The sequence below is a fragment of the Paraburkholderia sp. BCC1876 genome (assembly GCF_902833695.1).
GTDB lineage: Bacteria > Pseudomonadota > Gammaproteobacteria > Burkholderiales > Burkholderiaceae > Paraburkholderia.
Map to the genome: position 1 here is coordinate 65,801 of NZ_CADFGI010000012.1, position 22,853 is coordinate 88,653.

Sequence of the window (22,853 nt, forward strand, 5' to 3'; positions counted from 1 at the left end):
CCTGGTTAGCCGGTGATCCGATGCACCCAGATTACCGATGTCCAGCTGAAATTGCCGACTCCATAGCGTGCCACCAGCGTATCGATCCGGCTATTGATCCGGCCGGAATGAATCCGGCAATGAACAATGAAATACCCGCTGTTGACGCCGACCATCGCGCCATCGGGCAGGGTCGCGCTGCTTTGGGTCGGGGCCAGCACCTCGGCGATATCGCCGGTACTGACGAAGTACGCCGTGTTGCGTCGTTCGACGAGCCGGTGCGCGAGCACGCGCGTTAGCGTCGGAATCGCGGCGACCAGCACCGGCTCCGACGCGGTGTTCGCATTGACCGTGGTCAGATCGGGCAGGATCGTGACGTACGGCGCGAGCGCCGCGCTCGTGCTGTCGTCGTAGCCGGCCGCGCGCGACAGATCCGCCACCGTCACGAGTTGCAAGGGCCAGCCGTCTGGGCCATTGGTTTCGCGCAGCGATTTCAGCAGGTACGCGGCGGTTTGCTTCGCGAGCGCCGGATCGAGCGACAGTTCACCGAGCAGGCGGCGATAGGCGAGCAAGCCTTCGGCGTTGGTTTGCCAGGGCTGGCCGGGCGCGGCGCGCGACACCAGGTTCATCAGGTTGAAGCGGGCCTGCGCGTCTTCCACGCTACCCGAGATCGAGGCACGCGACAGCTCGCCATTGAGGGAGGCCGCGCTCGATCCCGGCGCGAGGAAGCTGACCAGTTGTACCTCGCTCACCGGCGCGGACCACGGCTGGCCCACGTAAGCCACGTTCGATATCGCAGCCTGAGCACGCAACGTGGCACGCGCCCATTCGACGGCGGCGCGCTCGGCCCACATCGTTTCCACCGCAAGGCGCTGGTTCTCCACGTCGCGCAGGGCAACCTGCTGACGCCACAACACGCTGGCCGCGAGCGTGGCCGCCAGCGCAACCACCAGCAGCACCATCACGATGGCAATGCCGCGTTGCCGCGAGGCGCCCGTGCGGCGGCCTGGTTTTCGAAGGCGCATAGAGTCGGTCCCGCGCGGAGCGTGAAGAGGGTTCAATGAAGAGGGTTCAATGAAGAGGGTTCAATGAAGAGGGTTCAAGCCAGGGTTCAGGCCAGGAAGGCAAGCCACACGTGCAGGATGCTCGCATGCAGAGATGACGATATGCCGAACGCGGCGACGAGGCCGGTCATCCACAGCGCGAGCGCGGCGGGGTGCGAGCCTGGCGTGGCGATGGCGAGCGGCGCGACGAGGTCGTCGATGGCATGCGTGCTCCACAGTAGAAGCAGCACGAGCAGGCAGCTCAACGCCATGCTGCGCTGAAAATAATAGAGCGCCGCGGCGCGATGACTGCGGAACGGCGCGCGGTAATGCTGCTGATTGGTCAGCACGATGGTGACGCCGCCGGCCAGCGGCACGATCGCCATCAGCGCATTCCAGAAGAACGGCTGGTCGCTGTGCGGATTGATTATCTGCAGGGCGCCGATCGCCCAGAACGGCGGCGCGAGCAGCGTCAGCGAAACCCACGACAGCGCTTGCCACGCGAGCCACGGCATGCGCCAGCGCAAACGCCGCGAGCCTGCGGTGTCGCTCCCGGCCTGCGGATCGCCCGGCGGACTGCGCTCCGCCGTCTCGCCGCGCGCGCCGGTCAGCCTGGCGACGAGCCGTCGCAGAAGCATGGTGGTGATCAACATGGATCTCCTCGCTGATGTCGTCCCTGTATTTGATAGGACGTTGCGACGCGGTCTATCCCGCACGTTGCGTCGTGTTTCTCGGGGCGTCGAGGATTCCTTCACACGAATGTTCTGCGTATGTCACAAAAAATTACGCATCCACGAGCGACGATGGACTGTGTTCAAGCATTAATATGCAGGCCGCATTTTTCTGCTGAACCCCGCTTGAATCCCGCTTGAATCCCACGTGCAAAAAATAGTTTGCGGGATTGGCCGGTTGTTTCCGTCTAGGAATAAGGAACGCTCGAATGGACCTGGACGCCGCTATCGACAGGTCACATGAAGCGATGAATCCGTGCGGGGCGCGATGCCTGCGCGCCTATCGCGACGGGTCTTTATAAAAAGCAGCGCGAGAGCTTGGGATAAATAACGTGGAACGCCTCGGGGAATATCAGTCGGAAGGTGAGCCGGATCCGGCGAGCGATCAATCGCCGCCCGCCGTGGCGACGGACGCCGACTCGCCATTCATCAATTTGCGCGACACGGGGCGCTTTCTCGATGTGCTCGCGTCGCTGCAATGTTCTCTCGCGATCAGCCGCCGGCCCTCGGGTGTTGCGTTGCTCGGCGTGGAAAACGGCGTGCCCACGTTGTCCGCGTGTCGGTTGCCGCGTTCGATGGGCATGACGGTGAGCGGCAACCGCCTCGCCGTGGCCACCATGCACGAGTTAATGGTGTTCGCCAATCTGCCGTCGCTCGCGCCGCTTTATCCGGCTCGTCCCGATTACTACGACGCGATCTTCGTGCCGCGCATGACGTATTACACGGGCGACCTCGACCTGCACGACATGGTGTTCGACAAGCAGATCGTGCTCGCGGTCAATACGCGCTACTCGTGCATTAGCGTGATCGACGGTTACTTCAATTTCACGCCGATCTGGCAGCCGCCGTTCGTCAAGGAGTTCCGCCCCGACGATCGCTGCCATCTGAACGGTATGGCCTATCACGACGGCAAGGTGCGCTATGCGACGGCGCTCGGCCACACCAGCACGCCGTTCGGTTGGCGCGCGGGCATGGCGAGCGGCGGCATCGTGATGGAAGTGCCGTCGGGGCGAATCGTCGCGTCGGGACTGTCCATGCCGCACTCGCCGCGTTTGATCGACGGTCGCCTTTATGTGCTCGAAGGCGGCCGGGGTCAAGTGCTTGAAATCGATGTGCACAACGGCGCGCGACGCGTCGTGGCGAGCTTGCCCGGCTTCGTGCACGGTCTGGCCGAATACCGCGGCGTGATGTTCGTGGGTCTGTCGAAACTGCGCGATAAGCGCGGGCCGCAGGGCTTGCCGATCGAGAGTGGGACGGATGAACTGGTGGCCGGTGTGGCGGCACTGGATAGCCGCAGCGGCGAAGTGTTGGGGATCGTGGAGTTCTACAACGGCGTGGACGAAGTATTCGATGTCCAGGTGCTGCCCAATATTCTGCGCGCCGAAATTCTGAGTCCACGGGAGTGGGCGGAAACGCCGTCCATCGCGACGATGAAGGGCGGCTTCTGGCAGACACGGCCACGCGAGGAAGACGAATCGCAGGCCCGGGAAGGCTAAATCGCAAAATTTTTAAATATGCCCTGCGGGTTAGGCGTGCTCGTTTCGTCTTGATGATAGGGACGCGCGATAAGGATTGATTTGCTGGATTGAAGAATCATCGCGACGGAGACCAGTAGTACCCGCCGTACGATTAGGATGGCCAACTAAAAGTAACATTTCTGAAATGAAACTGTGCTAGCGGGCTCGAAGAATTGGGGCTCGCCGATGCGGCAACGATCCGAATGAATAAAGGGGAATGGCGCATGCCGCCAAGAGTGAACGGGATAGGGATATCACCCGAGGGTTCGAGCGGGGAGTCCAACGGGGAATGGGCTCAACGCAGACGCGCCACGCGGCGGCGCTGCGTATCTGGCGCGATCGGCACGATGGGCGCGATGAGCGTGGTATTCGTCGGTGGCCTGGGTTTCGCGGCCGGTGCGCATGCGCAGAGCGCGGCGGTGGCAACGTCCGCGGTGGCTGCGCCGCAAACATTCGACCTGAACGAATTTATCGTGCGCGGAAATACGACCTTGCCGAGCCTCGACATTGAAAAAGCGGTCTATCCGTTCGAAGGACCCGGCAAGACACTGGCGGACGTCAACGCGGCGCGCGATGCGTTGCAGAAGGTCTATCAGGATCGCGGCTATCAATCGGTGGTCGTCGAGTTGCCGCAGCAGCAGGTCAAAAACGGCGTGATCGTGTTGCAGGTCGTGGAAGCGAAAGTGGGCCGGCTGCGCGTGGAAGGCGCGCAGTACTCCTCGCCGCAGAACATTCGCGACGCGGTGCCGGCGCTCGCGGAAGGCAGCGTGCCCGACTTCGGCGTCGCGCAGCAGCAGCTCACCGATCTGAACCGCACGGCCGACCGCCAGGTGATTCCGGTGCTGAAACCGGGCGCCATGCCGCAGACCGTGGACGTCGATCTGAAAGTGGACGATCACAGTCCGCTGCACGGCACGCTCGACCTGAACAACGACAACAGCCCGGGCACCTCGCTGCTGCGCACCAGCGCCACGCTGAGCTATTCGAACCTGTGGCAACTGGGCCACGTGGTGTCGGGCACCTACGTGATCGCGCCGCAGCATCCGGACGACGCGCGCGTGTACTCGTTTTCGTATCTGGCGCCGCTGAAGAATTCGAACTGGAGCCTGCTGGCCACGGTGGTTCATTCGGATAGCAACGTGGCGTCGATCGGCGGCACCAACGTGCTCGGCAAGGGAACAACCTACGGCTTCACGGCAATCTACGCATTGCCGGCGTCGGACACCTACGCGCAGTCGGTGAGCATCGAGATCGATCGCAAGCATTACGACGAGAACGTCAGCCTGGGCGGACAGATGTCCATGTCGCCGCTGACCTACGTGCCGGTCACGCTCTCATACACCGGCCAGCTCAGCCTGAAGAACTCGCAAACGGCGTTTTCCGCGTCGCTGACCACGAATATTCGCGGTATCGGCAGCGACGCCGGCGCGTGGGACAACAAGCGCTACAACGCGACGCCCGATTTTCTCTACGCCAAATTCGACGTCAATCACACGCAGCATTTTGCCAACGACATGCAGGCCAACGCGCACGTGACCGCGCAACTGGCGAACTCGCCGCTGGTGTCGAGCGAGCAGTTCGCGGCCGGCGGCATGAACAGCGTGCGCGGCTACATGCAGGCGGAAGACACGGCGGACAGCGGCGTGATCGGCTCACTCGAATTGCGCAGCCCGTCGCTGACGAAATACCTCGGCGGCGCGGCCGGCAGCCGCATCAACGAATGGCGTTTTCATGCGTTCGTCGACGCGGCGCACCTGTGGCTGCTCAGCCCGCTGCCGGAGCAGACGGCGAGCTTCAACCGGCTGAGCGTCGGCGTGGGGACACGCGTGCAACTGTTCAAGTACGCAAGCGCGGATTTCGAAGCGGGCTGGCCGCTGAAAGCCGGTATCTACACGAAGCAGTACAGCCCGCGCTTTGATTTCTATGTGCGCCTCGGTTTCTGAAGGATCTTTTCTGTTCGTGCCTTGCCGCGTTGCCGGCACGGTTCATTTGGGGAGTGGATTGTGAAGCGAGCCTTGTTTCTCCTGTTACTGACGCTGCTGGGCGTGATCCCCGGCGTCGCCAACGCGTGGTGGCAAAACGACTGGTCGTACCGCAAGGCGATCACGATCGACGCCGGTCCGAAAGGGGCCAACCTGACGGAGTCGGCCGGTCGCGTGCCGTTGCTGATCCGGCTGCACTCGGGCAATTTCCAGTTCGATGGACTGGCCGATAACGGCGCCGACATCCGTTTCGTCGCGGCCGACGACAAGACGCCGTTGAACTTCGACATCGAACAGTACGACGCGGTGCTGGGCGTCGCGCTCATCTGGGTCGATATCACGAAGATGCCGGCCGGCTCGGCGGAATCGATCTGGATGTACTACGGCAACAAGAAGGCGCCCGACGGCAGCAAGCCGTCGCAAACTTTCGATCCGGATTACACGCTGGTGTATCACTTCGACAGTCCGTCCGGCTCGCCGCCGAAAGACGCGACCGCGTACGCGAACCATGCGCAGAACGCGCCGCTGCGAACCGTCGAAGACGGCATCGTCGGCAAGGGCGCGCAGTTCGACGGCAGCACGGCGTTGAATCTGCCGGCCACGCCGTCGCTGAACGTGAGCGCGGGCGGCAGCTTCACGTTCAGCGTGTGGCTCAAGCCGTCGGCACTGGCGGCCAATACGCTGCTGTATAGCCGCCGCGACGGCGCGAACGCTTTGCTGATCGGCCTCGACAACGGCGTGCCGTTCGCCGAGATCGACGGCGCCGCGGCGCCGGTTCGCACATCCGCCGCCGCTGCATTGACGGTCAATCAATGGGCTCATCTCGCCGTCACCGCCGACGGCAAGAACCTCACCGTGTACGTGAACGGCAAACAGGCCGCGCAGATCGCCGCGGCATTGCCCGCACTGACCAGCGCGGCCGCGGTGGCCGGCGACGTGACCGGCGCGCCCGCCGGCTTCGCCAACTTAAAGGGTTCGCTCGACGAATTGCGTCTGTCGAAGATTGCCCGCTCACCGGAGCTGATCGCGCTCGACGCGCTGGCGCAAGGCTCGGAATCGAAGCTGATCAACTACGGCGCGGATGAAAAGCAGTCGGGTTTCGGCTTCGGCTACTTCGGCGTGATCGTCCAGTCGGTGACGGTCGATGCGTGGGTGGTGATCGGCATCCTGCTGGCCATGGCCGTCGTCTCGTGGGTCGTGATGTGGAACAAGGGGCGCTACGTCGGCCTTGTCGACCGTGCCAACAACTACTTCGTCGAACGCTTTCGCGAAGTGGCGGGCCGTCACCTGGTCGGCCTCGCGCACGTGAAGGAAACCAGCGAAGAGGGTCAACGCCTGCGCCAGTCGTCGCTGTACCGGCTGTACCGCGCGGGCGTCGCCGAGATTCATAGCCGCGTCGACGACAACGGCCGCACGGTGATCACCAGCGAGTCGATCGAGGCGATCCGCGCGTCGATGGACGCCACGCTCGTGCGCGAAAACCAGCGTCTGTCGAAGTCGATGGTGCTGCTGACCATCGCCATTTCCGGCGGGCCGTTTCTCGGTCTGCTCGGCACGGTGGTCGGCGTGATGATCACCTTCGCCGCGATCGCGGCCGCCGGCGACGTCAACGTCAACGCGATCGCACCGGGTATCGCCGCCGCGCTGCTGGCCACGGTCACCGGTCTGTTCGTCGCGATTCCGGCGCTGTTTGGCTACAACTACCTGCTGATCCGCAACAAGAACGTGACCGCGAACATGCAGGTGTTCGTCGACGAATTCGTCACGCGGCTGGCCGAAGCGCATCGCAGCCCGGACCACGCGCTGCTGGCCGACTGAACGCACACGGGAGATCACCATGCAGGTTCAGGACGACGACAAGCCGTACGACGACATCAACATCACGCCGATGCTCGATCTGGCGTACGTGCTGTTGATCATCTTCATCATCATGACGACCGCTTCGGTGCAGGGCATCAAGGTGGATCTGCCCAAGGCGAGTTCGTCGGCGAGTCTCGCCAAGCCGAAGACCAAGGCGATCACCGTGTCCGATTCGGGGCAGATCTTTCTGGATGCGTACCCCGTCACGATGGACGAACTCGAGAGCCGGCTGCGCACCGAGAAGGCGAGCAATCCGGATGTGCCGATCGTCCTCAAGGGCGATTCCGCCGTGGCGTATCAGCGGGTCATGGATGTACTCGATCTGCTCCGGCGCCTCGATCTGTCGCAGGTCGGTCTGGTGACCGGCAAAGCGAAGCAGGGCGGCTAGGGCGACGCGATGGAAATGACCTATAACGGCGGCCCTTCCGGCAAGGGTCCGGGCCGCTTCATCAAGCCGGTCGCGATCGTGCTGGCGCTGGTGGCGCTCGGTGCGCTGATCTGGCATTTCGCCGGCGATACGACGGGCGTGAAACGTGTCAGCGCGCCGCAGGTGACGACGGTGATTCCGTTGCCGCCGCCACCTCCGCCGCCGCAGAAACCGCCGCCGGAGAAAGTGAAGGACGAGGTCAAGACGCCGGTGGATAAGCCGACAGTCGCGCCCAAACCGTCGGAAGCGCCCAGGCCGTCGGACAACCAGCCGAAGCAGATGACGATGAACGCACCGGCTCAGGCGGGCACCGACAGTTTCAACATCGGCGCGGGCGACGGCTCGGGGAACGTGGGCAGCGGCGGCAACGTTGGACGCTTCGGCAACGCGAGCTACGCGCAGTACATGGTCTACACGCTGCAGCGCGCGGTCGAGCAGGACAAGGGCGTGCAGGACGTCGGCGGTGTGCGCTTCACCGGCAGCCTGAATCTGTGGATGGAGCCGTCGGGCCGCATCACGAAGGTGACGATCGCGCAGACCACCGGCGATCCGAAGATCGACGCCGCCGTCGTCGCGGCGGTCGAGGCGCTCGGCAAGGTCGACGAGCCGCCGCCGCCCGCTACGGCGTATCCGGTGCTGGTGAAGCTGCAGGGGCGCAAGCCGGGATAACGGGCGCATAGCGGGGCTATGAGCGGGCTACAAGCGGCACGGTTAAAGGCAAGAACAAAGATCAGGCACACGCACGCATCCACGCGGCGCAAGCACAGCAAACACGTGGCAGGTCCGCACACGGACGATGCCGGCAAAAGAACAGCGGTTACGCGGAGAGCATTGATGATTCGGAAAATGAAGCTACGGGGTCGCGGCTACGGCGGCGGAGGATCGACGACGACCGGCACGCGCCTGAGCGTGGCGCTGGTCACGCTGGGCCTGTCGTGCGCGACGGGTGCGCACGCGCAGTCGCTCGAAACGCAGGCCGCGACGGGCGCAGCAGCGCCGACCGAGAGCACGGTGATCAACCTGATCAACCTGCTCGTCAAGCGCGGCGTGCTGACGCAGCAGAACGCCAACGACCTGATCCGCGAAGCACGCGCGGAAACGGCGCAGGCCAAGGCGGCATCCGGGCGCACGGTGGCGGGGGCGGGCGTGGCGGGTGCGGCAGGCATGGCGGTCGTCAATGCGCCGACGCAACCGGGCGACGTCGCGGTGCCGTACGTGCCGCAGGTCGTGCGCGACCAGATTCGCGATCAGGTGAAGCAGGAAGTGGTCGCGCAAGCGAAGGCGGAGAACTGGGCGCAACCCAACACGTTCCCCGACTGGGTGTCGCGCATCAAACTGGACGGCGATCTGCGCGTGCGTGACGAATTCCACTTCTATGGCAGCCGCAACGCGAACAACGTAACGAACTTCGCGGCGATCAATCAGGGCGGCGGTTTCGATATCAACGGCAATACCAACACGACGCAATTGCCGACGCAGAACACCACGCAGAACCGCAACAACCTCGAACGCTATCGCGCGCGTCTCGGCGTGACCGCGCTGCTGTCGGATGAATTCAGCGCGGGCATCCAGCTCGCGAGCGGCAACGACAACGGTCCCGTGTCGACCACCGCCACCGCGGGCGGCGGCTTCGCGAAGAAGAACATCTGGCTGAACAAGGCGTTTTTCCGCTATCAGCCGAACTCGTGGCTGAACGTCGTGGCGGGTCGCTTCGACAATCCGTTCTTCACGTCGGACCTGCTGTTCTCCAATGACCTCGAAATGGACGGTCTGGCCGCGAGCTTCCGTCACGCATTGCCGATCAATCCGGACGTGACGCTGTTCGGCACCTTCGGCGTGTTCCCGATTCAGTACACGTCGGAGAACTTCCCGTCGAACAGCACCAGCAAGGTGGGCAGCGACACCAGGTGGATGTTCGGCGCGCAGGTCGGCGCGGAATGGAAGATCAACCAGCAGAACCGCTTGAAGGGCGCGCTGGCCTACTACGACTACCAGAACATGCGCGGCACGCTGTCGTCGCCTTGCGCGCTGTACCTCGGCGCGACGAACTGCAGCACCGACAACGAAGCGCCCGCGTTCCTGCAGGGCGGCAACACGCTGGTGGCGTTGCGCAACATCGTGCAGAACCCGAATCTCGCGCCGGGCATGACGCCCGAGCCACAACTCTTCGGGCTCGCGTACAACTATCGTCTGCTCGACATCAAGGCGCAATGGGACACGGTCTTGGCCGATCGCGTCAAGGTGAGACTGGACGGCGAGTTCGTCCGCAATCTGGCCTACAACACCAACAAGGCGTTCGGCGCGGCGTCGCTGCCGGTGAACAACTACGAGGCGACCACGGTCAATGCGAGCCAGTCCGACTATCGCAGCGGCCCGAACGGCTACCTCGCGAAAGTGACGTTCGGTGAGCCGGACCCGAGCACCAAGGGTCAGTGGAATTTCTCGGTCGCCTACAAGTATCTGCAGCCGGACGCCACGCTCGACGCGTTCAACGATCCGGACTTCCATCTGGGCGGCACCAATGCGCGCGGCTACATTCTCGGCGCGTCGTATGCGGTGGCGCGCGATACGTGGCTGTCGGCACGCTATCTCAGCGCGAAGGAAGTCTACGGGCCGCCGGTTTCGATCGACGTGCTGCAGATCGAGCTCAACGCGCGCTTCTGACGGGAGTCGGGATGAAAACAGTTCGTTATGGCCTGATTGCCGCGGCGCTTGCCGGCGCTTTCATGTTCGTGGGCGGCAGTGCCAACGCGCAGAGCATGGAAGACAAGTTGCGCACGCAATTACGTTCCACGGTGCAAACGCTGCGTCAGCTTCAGGACAATCAGGCGCAGCTTCAGGCCGACAAAACCGCCGCCGAGCAGCAGCGCGATGCGGCGCAGGCACAGTTGAAGGACGCGCAGGCGCAGGTTGCGGCCGCGAGTGGCAAATCGAGCGGCGAGGCAGCGGCCGAGCGGGCGCTGTCGGTGGAGAAGAGCAGTCATGCGCAGGACGCCCAGCAGCTCGCGAAATACAAGTCGTCTTATGAGGACCTGCTGACGGTCTCGCGAGCACGCGACGCGCAACGCGCGCAACTGCAGAACGACGCGAAGCTGCGCGATACGCGCCTGCAGATGTGTCAGGCGAAGAACGCGGATCTGTATCGCGTGGGGCATGACATTCTGGACGCTTATGAGCATGTCGGTTTCGGCTCGTTCTTCGCGTCGCGTCAGCCGTTCGCACAAGGCTCGCGTGTGAAATACGACGAGATCGAACAGCGTTACGGCGACGCGCTTTACAGCGGCAAATACGATCCGGCGGCGCGGTCGGTAGCGGCATCGGCAGCGGTGTCTGCATCTCAGGACGCGGCTTCGGGATCTGCCGCCGCGCAATGACACAGGCAGCGCGAGAACACAAAAAAACACTGCCCGGAACGGGCCGTTAGCAACCTAATCGACGTAGGAGCATCGACATGAGCGACAAACAGACCAAGGCCGTGGCCGAGCAATTGCCGGGCGGCGAATTGATCGAAGCGGTGAGCATCGATCGACTGGCGGAAATCCTGAAGGCGGCCGGCTATCGCGTGACCGTGGCCGAACAGAACGGCGCGGTGCAACTGATGAGCGCGAGCCAGGGCGTCGGCTTTTCGGTGCGCTTCGGCAACGCCGCGCAGGACGCCACTGCGGCGACCGATCCGGCCGCGGTCCGCTATCTGGATTACACCCATAGCTGCGTGCTGCAGGTGCAAGGTGACTTGCCGATGGAACTGGTGGCGAGCTGGAACCGCACGAAGCGTTTTGCGCGTCTCGCCGACCACGGGCCTTTTCTGGCGCTGGAGATGGACGTGATCGTCGCGGGCGGCGTGACCGGGCGCTATCTGCGCTCGACGATCGAACTCTGGGACCGTCTGATTCAGGAGCTTCTGCTGCATCTGCGTAACCGTCCGGCGTTGGCGGAGCAGCAGACGGATGCGCGGACGACGGCAACCGCAGGCGCCGCATCCGTTGGCGATGGCACGGACTCGGCAGTGCGCGAAAACGGCACGCGTGAGAGCGCGCTCGCGCAATGAACCTCGCGGGTCGCATGAAGGCGTTCGGCGTGGCGCTGCTGTCGGTTCTCGGCGGCAACCTGCGCGTGAAACCGGATGCGGTGGCGGTCGGCGACGCGCCGGTCGCGTGGGTGCATTACGCGGAACGGGTCGCGCGGCGGCTGCATTCGGCGCTCGACGGCGCGGATGGCGCCGCCTGCCGGCTTCGCGCGTCGCTCGAACAACAGGCAAGCGCGGTGGCGGACAACGGGCCATGGGTCTTGCGGCTGAAGACCTGGCTCGACGCACGCGGGCGCATCGAGCGGATCGAATGCGCGCCGCGTTGCCTGCCGGAAATCGAAGCCGATCTTCACCTGGTGGTGGTCGGCAAAGGCATCGGCAAAGCACCGCCGCGCGACATGATTCAGCCGGTCGTCGTGCAGTTGGGCGGGCATGCAGCAATGAACCGGTCGGCTGAATCGTAGGTCGAGATTCTGGCCGCCGTGCAGAGGGCACGTCCCAACCGGGGCGCGTGCCGGTGATGACAGCATTCAGGTAACCGCAGGAGTCATGGTGAAGAAATTCGTACTGGCAGGTTGGCTTGTGTCGATGATGCCGCTCGTCGCGATGGCGCAAAGCGATGTGATCGCGAATGCGCCTCAGGCGTCGGTCACGCAGGCCGATATTGAAGCGCTGCTGAAGTCGCTGAATCCCGACGGGCGCACGCGGCTCGCGGCGGACCCCGGCGCGATGGACCAACTCGTGCGCTCGACGCTGGCGCAGAAAGCGGTGCTCGCCGAAGCCAAGGCGAAGGGCTGGGACAAGCAGCCGCAAGTGCGCACGGCGCTCGAGCAGGCGCAGCGCGATGTGGTGGTTCGCAGCTATCTGGCTTCGGTGAATGCGCCGCCGGCGGATTATCCGTCCGACGCGGAAATCCAGTCGGCGTACGACCAGAATCAGTCGGCGTTCACCGCGCCGCGCGCGCTGCATCTCGCGCAGATCTACCTCGATGCACCGGCTAATTCGGACGCGGCGACGCTCGAGAAAATCCGCAAGCAGGCGGCCGATCTCGCCGGCCGCGCGCGTAGCGGCGATTTTGCCGCGCTCGCCAAAGCGAATTCGCAGGACAAGACCAGCGCGGCGAACGGCGGCGACATGGGTGTCGTGCCCGAGACGATGCTGTTGCCCGCGATCCGTCAGGCCGCCGACGCGCTCAAACCCGGTCAGGTGTCCGCGCCGGTCCAGACGCCGACCGGGTTTCACGTCGTCAAACTGATCGAGGTGAAGGCCGCGACGCTGCGTCCGCTGGCCGACGTCAAGGAGTCGATCCGCACGACGTTGCGCGCGCAACGTTTGCAGCAGAACGTTCAGGCTTATGTCGCGAAGCTGGCCGGCAATACGCCGATCAACGAGGACGTGTTGAAGAAGGCGCTGGCCGCGGCGCAGTGATCGACGCGGCCGGCAGAGCAGGTTTGTGTTGAAGCGCACGTCGCGCGGGTATTTCGCGCGAAGCGGCGCAGCGGTGCGCGAACGCGCAGGGTGTCGCCGACTGGAGAGAGCAATGAATCTGCGTCGATTGATCGTGGTGGTGCTCGTTGCGTTGGCATCGGTATCGGTATCGGCCGGCGCAGTCTATGCGCAAGGCGGCGCGCCGCGTGCGAGTTCCTCCGGCGCAGCGGCGTCGGCGACGAAGCCGGTGTGCGTGGATGCCGAAGTGGACGGCCAGCGTGCGCTGTCGTACGACTGCCTGAGTTCACAGCTGAAGCCGAAGCCGACGGTGCAGGCCGGTGCGTCGCAGACGACGGCGGAAGCCGCGGCTAACGCGCCGTCGAACCGGCTCGGCACGTTCAATCTGTCCACCGAACGTAACCGGTTCGGCACGAACTGGGGCAATTCGGTGACGCCGCAACGTCCCGCCGCACCGGTCGCGGTGCCGCCGAAATGATGCATGACCCGATGCGCGAGTTCGGCGCGGACGAGCGGCAGGACGACGCTTCGTCGAGTGAGGACGCCGTGCGTGACGGCGTCGATGAGTCTGGCGGCGACGCGCTTTTCAGCAAGGTCGAGCGCAAGCGTCGCGGTGCAACGAGGAGATCACGCAGCCGCGTCAAAGTGCTGTTGTGGGACGAGACGTAGAGGTCAATGCCGCGCTCGGCCCGGGCCGGCGGCGATGGTGGCGACCGGTCCGGAATAACGCGGCAAAACAGCAGGGAGAATACGCATGATGGCGTGGGACAAGATGGACGACGTGGTCGAAATCGACGCGAAGGTGATCGAATCGACCGCGCATCGGATTTTGCGCAGCCGGGGCGGCTGGGTCGCGTGGGATGCGTTGCGCGACTGTCCTGACTGGCAGATGGGCACCATCGCGCTGGACGGCCGTTTCTCGATGGATGAACTGCGCGCGCTGATTCTCTTCGCTCGTCGACGTGGCTGACGTATGGGGGCTGCGGTGAAGACGCGGATAGCGCGGGGCGGTGTCGTGCTGATGTCGATGTGCGTGGGCACCGCGGTCTGGGCCGCCAATCCGGGCGCGGCGGATAAGGGCGCATCGAACGGCACATCAAACAGCGCCTCGCTGACGGTGCCGAATTTCGCCGCGCTCGTCAAACGCTATGGTCAGGCGGTGGTCAACATCAGCGTCACGCGCGAAGTCACGCAGATGGGCATTCAACTGCCGCCCGGCATCGCGCCAGGCAATCCGCTTGCCCCGTTCCTCGCGCGGCGCGTGATCGGCAATCGCGAAGAGGTGAGTCTCGGCTCGGGATTTATCGTGAGTCCGGATGGCGTGATTCTGACCAACCGGCACGTGGTCGGCGACGCGACGACCGTCGACGTGAAGCTGACCGACAAGCGCCAGTTCAAAGGCACGGTGATCGGCAGCGACGCGCTGTCGGACGTCGCGGTGATCCGTATCGACGCCCGCAATCTGCCGGCCGTCGTCACCGGTAATCCGGCGCGCACCGAGGTCGGCGATTGGGTGATGGCGATCGGTTCGCCGTACGGATTCGCGAATACGGTGACGCAAGGTATCGTCAGCGCGAAGTCGCGGTCGCTGCCGGGCGAGAGCTATATCCCGTTCATTCAGACCGACGTGCCGATCAATCCGGGCAACTCGGGCGGCCCGCTGTTCGACCTGAACGGCCGCGTGATCGCGATCAACTCGATGATCTATTCGAAGACGGGCGGGTATCAGGGATTGTCGTTCGCGATTCCGATCGACGTGGCGCTCGACGTGAAGGAGCAACTGCTCAAGACCGGCAAGGTCACGCGCGGACGGCTCGGGGTCGCGTTGCAGGAAGTCAGCCAGGCGCTCGCGCGTTCGTTCGGACTGGCGCAACCGGATGGCGCGCTGATCAGTATGGTGGAACCCGGCGGACCCGGCGCGCAGGCGGGACTGCTCGCCGGCGATGTCGTGCTCGGCGTGGACGGCGACGCGGTGGCCGATCCCGTCGATCTGCTCGGCACCATCGCCAGAATGAATCCGGGGCAGACGGCCGATCTACTCGTCTGGCGCGCGGGGGCCAGGACGCATATTCAGGTTGCGGTGGGCGCGCTCGACAGCGGTGTTGCATCGAGCGCGAATCCCAAGGGGCCGGCGCGTATCGGCTTGAGCTTGCGGCCGCTGAATGGACCGGAACAGCAGCAGTTCGGCGTCGACCGTGGCTTGCTGGTCGAACAGGCGAGCGGTCAGGCGGCGCGTGTCGGCCTGAAACCGGGCGATATCGTGCTGTCGGTCAACGGCACGCCGGTCGCGACGATCGACGCGCTGATCGCCGAAATCGGCGCGGCGCATGGCACGGTCGCGCTGCTTGTGCAGCGCGGCGGTTCGCGTCTCTACCTTCCCATGGATCCGGACTAACCGGGAATCGTCATGAAGCGCAATATTGGCTGCAATACCCGCTGCAAGTTGTCTGGATGGACGCGCAGGGTCGCTGTTATATGCACACTGTTCTGGAACGCGCTGGCCGCGGCGCAGACGCTCGATGTGCCGCAGCCGTGGATCGATTACGCGCAACGCGTGGGCCAGCAGTTTCAGGCATCGCTCGAAGCGAACGACGACGCGGCCAACCAGTTCCATCAGTTTCTCGAAGACCGGGTGCTGAACGCGAAGGCCGATGCGCCGCCGCCCGCGCTGGTGGTCCGCGCATGGATCGGCGCGGATGGGGCGGTCACGCAGGTGCAGTTCGACTCGCTTGGCGATCCGAAGGCCGATGCGACCTTGCAGCAGTTGTTGACCGTGCATCCGATTTCAGGCGCGCCGCCGGCGGATATGCGTCAGCCGTTGAGGGTGAGGTTGCGGCTGACGGCGAATCCGGATGCGGGAACTGTGCGGGGTATCACAAACCCGTACCGATGAGCCTTGACAGACTTCGATATGCCGCCTACGTTCTCGGGATAGCTAAAGAAACATCACGTTCCAACGGGGACAAGACTGTCCGGTGTGCTCACCGACGCCATGGTCGTGGACGCACTCGTCATTGAATGGCAATTCATTGCTGACAAGCACCTGAAGGTTATCGATCTACGCTCGACAAATCCCGTTCGGGAGGGCACCACGATGAAGCCAGGAGGCACGTTCGATGAGGAAGTTCTGGCGGAGGCCGTCGCAGTCTTGATAAATGCGTTGAAGACACGTGCGCTGGCCGTCGATTTTGACAGTTTGGAGCAGGGCGAGACGCCGGCGCAACTGGAGGAACGGCTGACTGCCTCAGTGACGCACGCGCTGCAAGTGGAGTTCGCCAACCTGGGATTTATCGGCATCGGCAACCCCATATTGCTGACGTGCGATATGCCGAATAATACGCATCAATTCAAACCGAATTCGAAGTCCAGGCATTGCGCGGGGTGCGGCGCGGATTACTGCCAAAGCCATCCATTGAATCGTTGCGTCAAGTGTAATCACGTCTTATAAGAAGAGGCGTTATGAGCAAGGCTTCGCCGCCACTTGACAGGAAATTTCCAAATAAGGACGACGCGGTAGAAGATGGAATGCCGCTGCTGTGTTCGATTCTTTTTGGCTTCTCGGGTCTGTACTTTGCCGCTGTTTGTATTGTCAAAGAGGATGAACTCGGGTCGAGGAGCTTCTCGCACATACCGCGCGTTGGCGTAATGATCGGTGGCATGTTGGACTTTCATGTGAAGTCCGCGATCATGGCATTGAGTGCGCTCTGCTGCGCGTGCTTTTATTTATGTGTAATGGGTGCGCTCTACGCGAAGATGTTCAACACGCGCGACTTCAGGCCGCCAGCTAGTGTGACCGCGGAGGAGGCGAAAAATAACGAACTCGCGCTCACGCGTGCGAAAAAAAAGCGGGACTTTTATATCAAATGGAGTTTGATCGCCTTCAATATTGGGATTTTCATTCTTCCCATCTCGCTCCTTATTTTTCTGCCTGATTTGCCGATGTCGATTTCCACGGTGGTGTATGTTGCCGGTGCTCTTTTGTTTTGGCTGCGCGGACTGATCTGGCAATGAACGCATGCCGGAAGATAACGGCCCATGCGGAGTTCTGTTTGACTTTGACGCTTAATTTTCTGGATATTCGTGTCGCGTTCGCGCGCTGGAGGCGACGGATTCCTCTGCTAGCCGACGCGCGCCCATGAGTGCGGTGCTGATCTCCTCCAGCAGCTTGTCGCGAGCCGCGTCGCTCTGTTGCCTTAGCGCGAACGACGGATGCCAGGTCGCGATGGCCCACGCGCCCGCCACTTCAAAAGGTGCGCCGGTATAGTCCCTCAGGCTGACTTTTCGTTGCAGCAACGCGTTAAGCGCCGTGGCGCCGAGCGCGACGATCACGACTGGGCGCACCGCCAGCAATTCCCGCTCGAGCCAATACCCGCAGGCGGCGATTTCTTGCTGCCCGGGCGTTTTGTGCAATCTGCGTTTGCCGCGCGGTTCCCACTTGAAATGTTTGACCGCGTTAGTCAGATAAAGCTGCGTGCGCGACAAACCCGCGCGCGCGATCGCGACTTCGAGTAGCTGACCCGCCGGCCCGACGAACGGCTGGCCGGCCAGATCTTCCTGATCGCCGGGCTGCTCGCCGATCAGCACGATTCGGGCGTCGCGTGGCCCTGAGCTGCCAACTGCCTGGGTCGCGTGGCGCCATAGTTCGCAACGCCGGCAAGACTCGAGCGATGAGGGTGGATCCCGAGCCGGTTGCGCGAATTCCGCTTCAATCGGAATCGATTTGCCGCTGAGCGCGCCGACGCCGCCCGCTTGCGCCACGCGACGCGCGCCACTTTTCGCCTCGCTGATCATGGCGGGTATCAGTTGACCCTCCGGCAAGCCCTTCCAGAAACGCACCGGCATGTGCTGTTCGAGTGCGGCTTCGTTCAGCCGCGCCGGATTGAACGTGCTGCGGTAGTAGGCAAGCCAAAGCGCTTCGGCGTCGTCCACCGCTTTGCCGTGCTGCTCGCCCGGCAGCGCGCGCCGCTGTTCCAGATGAAGTTGACTGCCGTCCCAGAACGCGGCGCCGTGCGGCGTCGCGATCATCCATGTCGAGCGCCCCATTCGTTGGGCAAAATGTTCGGCGGCCCAGCCGAGCACGTCGTGCTCCGGTTCGTACCACGCGATGTATTCGGGGGCGTGCGCCGCGGCCGCTGTCTGCCTGCGAAACCGTACATAGGCGATCATGTCGTGCTGCGCGCGACGCACGCTTTTTGCCATGCGATTGAGCCGCGCGCCATCCGCGTCGGCCGGCGACGCGACCGTGCGGTCGTCTTGTTGCCAGCGCCACAGCACTTTGTATAAAAACGCCCAGCGCTGCGGATCGCGAAACAGCGCGGCGTCTCGCAAAAGTGCCGCCAATTCCTTCGACACCTGCACGCCGCGAGTGGGCGACGGCGCGACGTCGCTAACCTCGCTGTAATCGAACAACGCCTGAGTTTGCGGCGACTCGGGCGTCTGCTTGACGCGCCATTCGATCGCCTCCGGAGTCAGGCCTTGATTCAACGCTTTGAGGGACGCTGCGCGCCAGGCGGCGAAGTGGTCGTCGATCAGAACGGTATGCATGATGCTGAATCAAAGCAGCGCCAGTTGTACCGGCGGCGCTGTCAAAGCCCGGCGCAATTGCGCGGACGACGCATCGTGCATTGCCGCACGATAGTCCTGCGTCACGACGAATGGCTTGATCTTCTGTAGCGGACAATGCAGGCGCACGAGGTCTTCATAGCGCACACGCCGCGAACGCCGCAATTCGACCAGCCGTTTTGCGTTGCGTAGCCCGATGCCCGGCACGCGCGCGATCATGCGGAGCGGCGCACGGTTTAGATCGACCGGAAATTGTTCGCGATGGGCGAGCGCCCACGCGAGCTTAGGATCGATGTCGAGCGACAGATTACCTGGTTTTTCGAACAGTTCCTCGACGCTGAAACCATAGACGCGCAACAGAAAATCGGCCTGATAAAGCCGATGTTCGCGCAGCAACGGCGGTGCCTGGGCGGGTAACGCGGAAGGGCTGTCCGGAATCGGACTGAAAGCCGAGTAGTACACCCGCTTCAGCTTGTAGGCGCTGTAAAGCGTGCCGGCGGTTTGGAGAATCGTGCTGTCGTTCGTCTGATCGGCGCCGACGATCATCTGCGTGCTTTGCCCGGCAGGCGCAAAGCTGGGCGCGCCGGTTTCACTGTGGGCCGCTTCCTGCGCGAGACGGATCGTCCCCATGGCAAGCTTGATGGTGCGGACGTTCTTTTCCGGCGCAAGGCGCGCGAGGCCAGCGTCGGTCGGTAACTCGATGTTCACGCTCAAACGGTCGGCGTAACGCCCGGCGTGCGCAATCAACTGCGGATCGGCGTCTGGAATCGTCTTCAAATGAATATAGCCGCGAAACTGATGGTCCTCACGCAGCGATTGCGCGACGCGTACAAGCTGCTCCATGGTGTAGTTCGCCGACCGGATGATGCCGGAGCTGAGAAACAGACCATCGATGTAATTGCGCCGATAAAAATCTAGCGTAAGGGTGACGACCTGCTCCGGCATGAAGCGCGCGCGAGGTACATTGCTCGAACGCCGGTTGACGCAGTATTGGCAGTCGTACAGACAGAAGTTGGTGAGGAGGATTTTCAGCAGCGAGACGCAGCGCCCGTCTGGCGTAAAACTATGACAAATGCCGGCGCCGGTACTGGCGCCCAGACCGTCTACCGCACGAGATCCGCGTTTAGGCGCGCCGCTGCTCGCGCACGAGGCGTCGTATTTCGCTGCGTCGGCCAATATCTCCAGCTTCTTAAGCAATTCCACGTTGCCGCCAATACTGTATGGATGTACAGTATTGTACGTAAGCCGCTGACTTGCGCAAGCGGTTTTTGGCCGTCTCAAGTGCGCGCTCAGCGGCTTGATCGGCGGCTCGCATCCAGACACACTCAATCAACGGAGATTTACCGTCATGCCGGCTTTACCGGGTCAGGACCACCATGCCTGAACAATTCTGGCTGCCTGGGCTCGAGGCGCCGCCCACGCCGACAGACGGCCTGTTTTTCGCTGTTTTCCCCGATCCCAATACGGCAACCGGCATCGCGAAGTTCGCGCAACAGCTTTGCGTTGAAGCGCGCGTGCGCAGCAAGCCGCTTGCGGCGGGTCGTTTGCACGTCACGTTGCAGCACCTCGGCAATTTCGCGGGCGGTCTGCCGCAGGCGCACGTCGACGCGGCGATGCAGGCGGCGGCATCCGTTCGCATGGAGCCGTTTACCGTCGAGTTCGATTCGGTGGTCAGCTTCGCGACGCGGCCCCGGCCGGGACCCTTGGTGCTGGGAGGCGGCGAGGGCGTGGCCGGTTTGCATGCGCTTCACGATGCACTCGTGGCGGCGCTGCCAAACGCGCGTGTGGGGGATGCTACGGTATCTCCGGCGATGCCCTATACGCCGCACGTCACGCTCGCCTACGGCATGCCTTGGGCGGCGACACGTCCCATCGAACCCGTCAGTTGGAACGTGCGTGAATTTGCACTGATGCACAGTTTGCTCGGGCGTACGCGGCATGTCGTGCTCGCGCGCTGGCGTCTGGCCGGCGTGGTTTGACGGCGCGTGCGGCGTCTCCGCGATCGCTGCCGTCTCGACCACACCGCTATGCCCCTGAAATACATGGAATCTGAAAACCAGGGGGGTTCGTCGGTCCGCGAGCCGAAACCGTCGCCGGCTCCCTGATAGAATGCTCGGGCCGCAACGTAGTGGATTGCAGATGAAATTGCTTGACGCGCTAGTCGAACAGCGTATTGCCGCCGCAGCCGCGCGTGGCGAGTTCGATGCTTTGCCGGGCGCAGGTGCGCCGCTGCCGCTCGGGGACGATGCACTGGTCCCGGAGGAGGTGCGCGTCGCCAACCGGATTCTGAAAAACGCGGGTTTCGTGCCGCCCGCTGTCGAGCAGTTGCGCGCGTTGCGCGACCTGCAAGCGGAGCTGAATGCCGTGAGCGACCCCACCACCCGTTGCCGTTTGCAGGCGCGCATGCTGGCGCTCGACATGGCGCTCGAGTCGCTGCGCGGCGGGCCGCTGGTGCTGCCACGGGAATACTGCCGGCGTATTGCCGAGCGCCTGTCTGAGCGCGCCGGTAATCTCAATGCGGCTGATGCGGGTTCGCGGTGAGCGGGCCGCTGACTGGCTGTGCCTCGGCCACACCTTCGGCCAATAGCGTCCCCGAGCTTGACGACGCCTTGGCCGTGTCGACTCCACCCATCTCCGAACGCGATCGCCGCTTCATGGCGCTCGCCCAGGCCGCCGCCGAACAGGCGCGCGCAGCCGGCGAAGTGCCGGTCGGCGCCGTGCTCGTGCGCGGCGACGACGTCATCGCCACCGGTTTCAATCATCCGATCGGCGCGCACGATCCGTCGGCGCATGCCGAAATGGTCGCGTTGCGCGCCGCTGCGCAGACTGTCGAGAACTACCGCCTGCCGGGTTGCGAGCTCTACGTCACGCTCGAACCGTGTCTGATGTGCGCGGGCGCGATCATGCACGCGCGCATTGCCCGCGTCGTGTTCGGCGCGCGTGATCCGAAAACCGGCGCGTGCGGCAGTGTCGTCGATGCGTTTGGGAATCCGCAATTGAATCATCACACGTCGGTGACTGGCGGCGTGCTCGAAACCGAATGCGGTGACGCGCTCAAATCGTTCTTCGCCGAACGCCGGCGCGCAAGCCGGGAAGCGCGTGCGGCGGCGCGGGCCGAGGCCGAAGCCAGCACAACTAGCACAAGCAGCACACCAGGCTCGGCTGAGTCGCTCTAACACAACAACATCGAACGGACTTCGCCCATGACCGTCCATCGCACCATCGAACTGATCGCGCCGTCCGGCTATCCCCATGATCCGGAAGCGGTGCATCGCGCGTTGCAGCGCTTTCATGCGCAAGGGCATCGCGTCGAGGGCGCGGAGGTGACGAAGCGTCGCTATCAGCGGTTCGCCGGCACCGACGGCGAGCGCGCGGCCGATCTGAACCGGCTCGCCGATCCGGCGCGTGCGCTGCCTGACATTGTGCTGGCGGTGCGTGGTGGCTACGGCGCGGCGCGGATACTGCACGGTCTCGACTACGAAGGGCTGCAACGGCGGCTGACCGATCAGCCGGTCGCGCTGGTGGGACATAGCGATTTCACCGCGATCCAGCTTGCGCTGCTGGCGCGCGCCGGTGTGAAGACCTTCGGTGGCCCGATGATCACGAGCGATTTCGGCGCCGAAGAACTCAGCGAATTCACCATGCAGCACTTCTGGTCGGCGCTGACGAAGCCGACCATGACCGTGACCGGCACTACGCCGCAAGCGCACGCGGTCAACGTCTCAGGCATGTTGTGGGGCGGCAATCTGGCGGTGTTGACGTCGCTGATCGGCACGCCTTACATGCCGCCGGTGCAAGGCGGCATCCTGTTTCTGGAAGATGTGAACGAGCAGCCGTTCCGGGTCGAGCGGATGATCTATCAACTGCATCTGTCCGGCATTCTCGCGCAGCAACAGGCGCTCGTGCTGGGCGACTTCTCCGGCGGCAAAGCCTACGACTACGACAACGGTTACGACCTGCACGCGATGATCGAGCAAGTGCGCTCGGTGATCGGCATTCCGGTCGTCACCGGGCTGCAATTCGGGCATGTCCACAACATGCTGACGTTGCCGGTGGGGGCGGACGCCCACCTCGTCGCGGATGCGCACGGCTTCAAACTGAACTTGTCGGGGTATCCGATGCTGGCCTGAAGGTGAGGCCGCGTGGAGTAGGGAAGCGGGCGTTTGGCCCGCTTTTTTTAGGTTGGCAACGCAACTAACTGTCAGGTTTTTAAGCGCCCAGCGCTGCAGCCAGACCGTGAATGTCCCGCGATTTTGTTGACAAAAACAGCCGCCAATAG

25 protein-coding genes are annotated in these 22,853 nt (G+C 63.6%); 21 read left to right on the forward strand and 4 right to left on the reverse strand.

What is annotated here, in order from left to right; genetic code table 11:
• Nucleotides 1–5 precede the first annotated feature (5 nt).
• The gene (gspK, locus tag HWY05_RS31730) at nucleotides 6–1,004 is read right to left on the reverse strand and encodes a type II secretion system minor pseudopilin GspK (protein ID WP_176060816.1); all 999 of its coding nucleotides are present in this window, start codon (nucleotides 1,002–1,004) and stop codon (nucleotides 6–8) included.
• Nucleotides 1,005–1,090: 86 nt separating this feature from the next.
• A complete protein-coding gene (locus HWY05_RS31735; RefSeq protein WP_035546016.1) occupies nucleotides 1,091–1,675 on the reverse strand; it encodes a hypothetical protein in 585 nt (194 codons plus the stop codon).
• A gap of 410 nt (nucleotides 1,676–2,085) precedes the next feature.
• Between HWY05_RS31735 and HWY05_RS31740 the strand changes: the two genes are divergently transcribed.
• The 17 genes from HWY05_RS31740 (at nucleotide 2,086) to HWY05_RS31820 (ending at nucleotide 17,023) form a co-directional block, all read left to right on the forward strand.
• A complete protein-coding gene (locus HWY05_RS31740) occupies nucleotides 2,086–3,249 on the forward strand; it encodes a TIGR03032 family protein (protein ID WP_176060817.1) in 1,164 nt (387 codons plus the stop codon).
• A 377-nt stretch (nucleotides 3,250–3,626) separates the two neighbouring features.
• Nucleotides 3,627–5,213: a ShlB/FhaC/HecB family hemolysin secretion/activation protein gene (locus HWY05_RS31745; protein WP_244146749.1), complete on the forward strand. Its 1,587-nt coding sequence runs from the start codon at nucleotides 3,627–3,629 to the stop codon at nucleotides 5,211–5,213.
• Nucleotides 5,214–5,273: 60 nt separating this feature from the next.
• On the forward strand, nucleotides 5,274–7,070 hold the full coding sequence (locus HWY05_RS31750) for a MotA/TolQ/ExbB proton channel family protein (RefSeq protein ID WP_176060819.1): 1,797 nt from the start codon (nucleotides 5,274–5,276) through the stop codon (nucleotides 7,068–7,070).
• Between the two features lie 19 nt (nucleotides 7,071–7,089).
• Nucleotides 7,090–7,500, forward strand: coding sequence for a biopolymer transporter ExbD (locus HWY05_RS31755; RefSeq protein ID WP_035546011.1), 411 nt, complete (start codon nucleotides 7,090–7,092; stop codon nucleotides 7,498–7,500).
• 9 nt (nucleotides 7,501–7,509) lie between these two features.
• On the forward strand, nucleotides 7,510–8,208 hold the full coding sequence (locus HWY05_RS31760) for a TonB C-terminal domain-containing protein (protein WP_176060820.1): 699 nt from the start codon (nucleotides 7,510–7,512) through the stop codon (nucleotides 8,206–8,208).
• A gap of 177 nt (nucleotides 8,209–8,385) precedes the next feature.
• Complete coding sequence (locus HWY05_RS31765; protein WP_244146750.1) at nucleotides 8,386–10,203, forward strand: putative porin; 1,818 nt, start codon at nucleotides 8,386–8,388, stop codon at nucleotides 10,201–10,203.
• An 11-nt stretch (nucleotides 10,204–10,214) separates the two neighbouring features.
• Complete coding sequence (locus tag HWY05_RS31770; protein WP_176060822.1) at nucleotides 10,215–10,913, forward strand: hypothetical protein; 699 nt, start codon at nucleotides 10,215–10,217, stop codon at nucleotides 10,911–10,913.
• Nucleotides 10,914–10,990: 77 nt separating this feature from the next.
• Entirely contained in the window at nucleotides 10,991–11,587 is a 597-nt protein-coding gene (locus HWY05_RS31775; protein WP_081935624.1) for a YbjN domain-containing protein, read from the forward strand.
• On the forward strand, nucleotides 11,584–12,030 hold the full coding sequence (locus tag HWY05_RS31780; protein ID WP_176060823.1) for a hypothetical protein: 447 nt from the start codon (nucleotides 11,584–11,586) through the stop codon (nucleotides 12,028–12,030). The genes HWY05_RS31775 and HWY05_RS31780 overlap by 4 nt, the downstream gene beginning before the upstream one ends.
• 85 nt (nucleotides 12,031–12,115) lie before the next feature.
• Nucleotides 12,116–12,994: a peptidylprolyl isomerase gene (locus HWY05_RS31785; protein ID WP_035546007.1), complete on the forward strand. Its 879-nt coding sequence runs from the start codon at nucleotides 12,116–12,118 to the stop codon at nucleotides 12,992–12,994.
• A gap of 112 nt (nucleotides 12,995–13,106) precedes the next feature.
• Complete coding sequence (locus tag HWY05_RS31790; protein ID WP_176060824.1) at nucleotides 13,107–13,490, forward strand: hypothetical protein; 384 nt, start codon at nucleotides 13,107–13,109, stop codon at nucleotides 13,488–13,490.
• Nucleotides 13,487–13,681, forward strand: coding sequence for a hypothetical protein (locus HWY05_RS31795; protein WP_176060825.1), 195 nt, complete (start codon nucleotides 13,487–13,489; stop codon nucleotides 13,679–13,681). The genes HWY05_RS31790 and HWY05_RS31795 overlap by 4 nt, the downstream gene beginning before the upstream one ends.
• An 85-nt stretch (nucleotides 13,682–13,766) precedes the next feature.
• Nucleotides 13,767–13,982: a hypothetical protein gene (locus HWY05_RS31800; protein WP_244146751.1), complete on the forward strand. Its 216-nt coding sequence runs from the start codon at nucleotides 13,767–13,769 to the stop codon at nucleotides 13,980–13,982.
• 51 nt (nucleotides 13,983–14,033) lie between these two features.
• Nucleotides 14,034–15,407 carry a Do family serine endopeptidase gene (locus HWY05_RS31805; RefSeq protein ID WP_244146759.1) on the forward strand — a complete coding sequence of 458 codons (1,374 nt, stop codon included), beginning with the start codon at nucleotides 14,034–14,036 and terminating at the stop codon, nucleotides 15,405–15,407.
• 12 nt (nucleotides 15,408–15,419) lie between these two features.
• Entirely contained in the window at nucleotides 15,420–15,905 is a 486-nt protein-coding gene (locus HWY05_RS31810; RefSeq protein ID WP_244146752.1) for a YbaB/EbfC family DNA-binding protein, read from the forward strand.
• Between the two features lie 84 nt (nucleotides 15,906–15,989).
• Nucleotides 15,990–16,460, forward strand: coding sequence for a hypothetical protein (locus HWY05_RS31815; protein ID WP_035545999.1), 471 nt, complete (start codon nucleotides 15,990–15,992; stop codon nucleotides 16,458–16,460).
• Between the two features lie 11 nt (nucleotides 16,461–16,471).
• Entirely contained in the window at nucleotides 16,472–17,023 is a 552-nt protein-coding gene (locus HWY05_RS31820) for a hypothetical protein (protein WP_156126477.1), read from the forward strand.
• Between the two features lie 51 nt (nucleotides 17,024–17,074).
• Here HWY05_RS31820 and HWY05_RS31825 read toward each other — a convergent pair whose 3' ends face one another.
• Together HWY05_RS31825 and HWY05_RS31830 are read right to left on the reverse strand one after the other, a co-directional pair.
• Complete coding sequence (locus HWY05_RS31825; protein WP_176060827.1) at nucleotides 17,075–18,556, reverse strand: UdgX family uracil-DNA binding protein; 1,482 nt, start codon at nucleotides 18,554–18,556, stop codon at nucleotides 17,075–17,077.
• A 9-nt stretch (nucleotides 18,557–18,565) separates the two neighbouring features.
• On the reverse strand, nucleotides 18,566–19,777 hold the full coding sequence (locus HWY05_RS31830; RefSeq protein ID WP_176060828.1) for a putative DNA modification/repair radical SAM protein: 1,212 nt from the start codon (nucleotides 19,775–19,777) through the stop codon (nucleotides 18,566–18,568).
• Between the two features lie 173 nt (nucleotides 19,778–19,950).
• Here HWY05_RS31830 and HWY05_RS31835 point away from each other — a divergent pair, with 173 nt between their 5' ends.
• From HWY05_RS31835 to ldcA, 4 genes are all read left to right on the forward strand, one after another.
• Nucleotides 19,951–20,553 carry a 2'-5' RNA ligase family protein gene (locus HWY05_RS31835; RefSeq protein WP_176060829.1) on the forward strand — a complete coding sequence of 201 codons (603 nt, stop codon included), beginning with the start codon at nucleotides 19,951–19,953 and terminating at the stop codon, nucleotides 20,551–20,553.
• Nucleotides 20,554–20,713: 160 nt separating this feature from the next.
• Nucleotides 20,714–21,115, forward strand: a complete 402-nt coding sequence (locus tag HWY05_RS31840; protein ID WP_035545992.1) for a DnaJ family domain-containing protein — start codon at nucleotides 20,714–20,716, stop codon at nucleotides 21,113–21,115.
• A 74-nt stretch (nucleotides 21,116–21,189) separates the two neighbouring features.
• Nucleotides 21,190–21,750 (forward strand): tRNA adenosine(34) deaminase TadA, encoded by a 561-nt coding sequence (gene tadA / locus HWY05_RS31845; protein WP_279614190.1) that lies wholly within the window; start codon nucleotides 21,190–21,192, stop codon nucleotides 21,748–21,750.
• Between the two features lie 27 nt (nucleotides 21,751–21,777).
• A complete protein-coding gene (gene ldcA, locus HWY05_RS31850; RefSeq protein ID WP_035545989.1) occupies nucleotides 21,778–22,704 on the forward strand; it encodes a muramoyltetrapeptide carboxypeptidase in 927 nt (308 codons plus the stop codon).
• The last annotated feature ends 149 nt before the right edge of the window (nucleotides 22,705–22,853 follow it).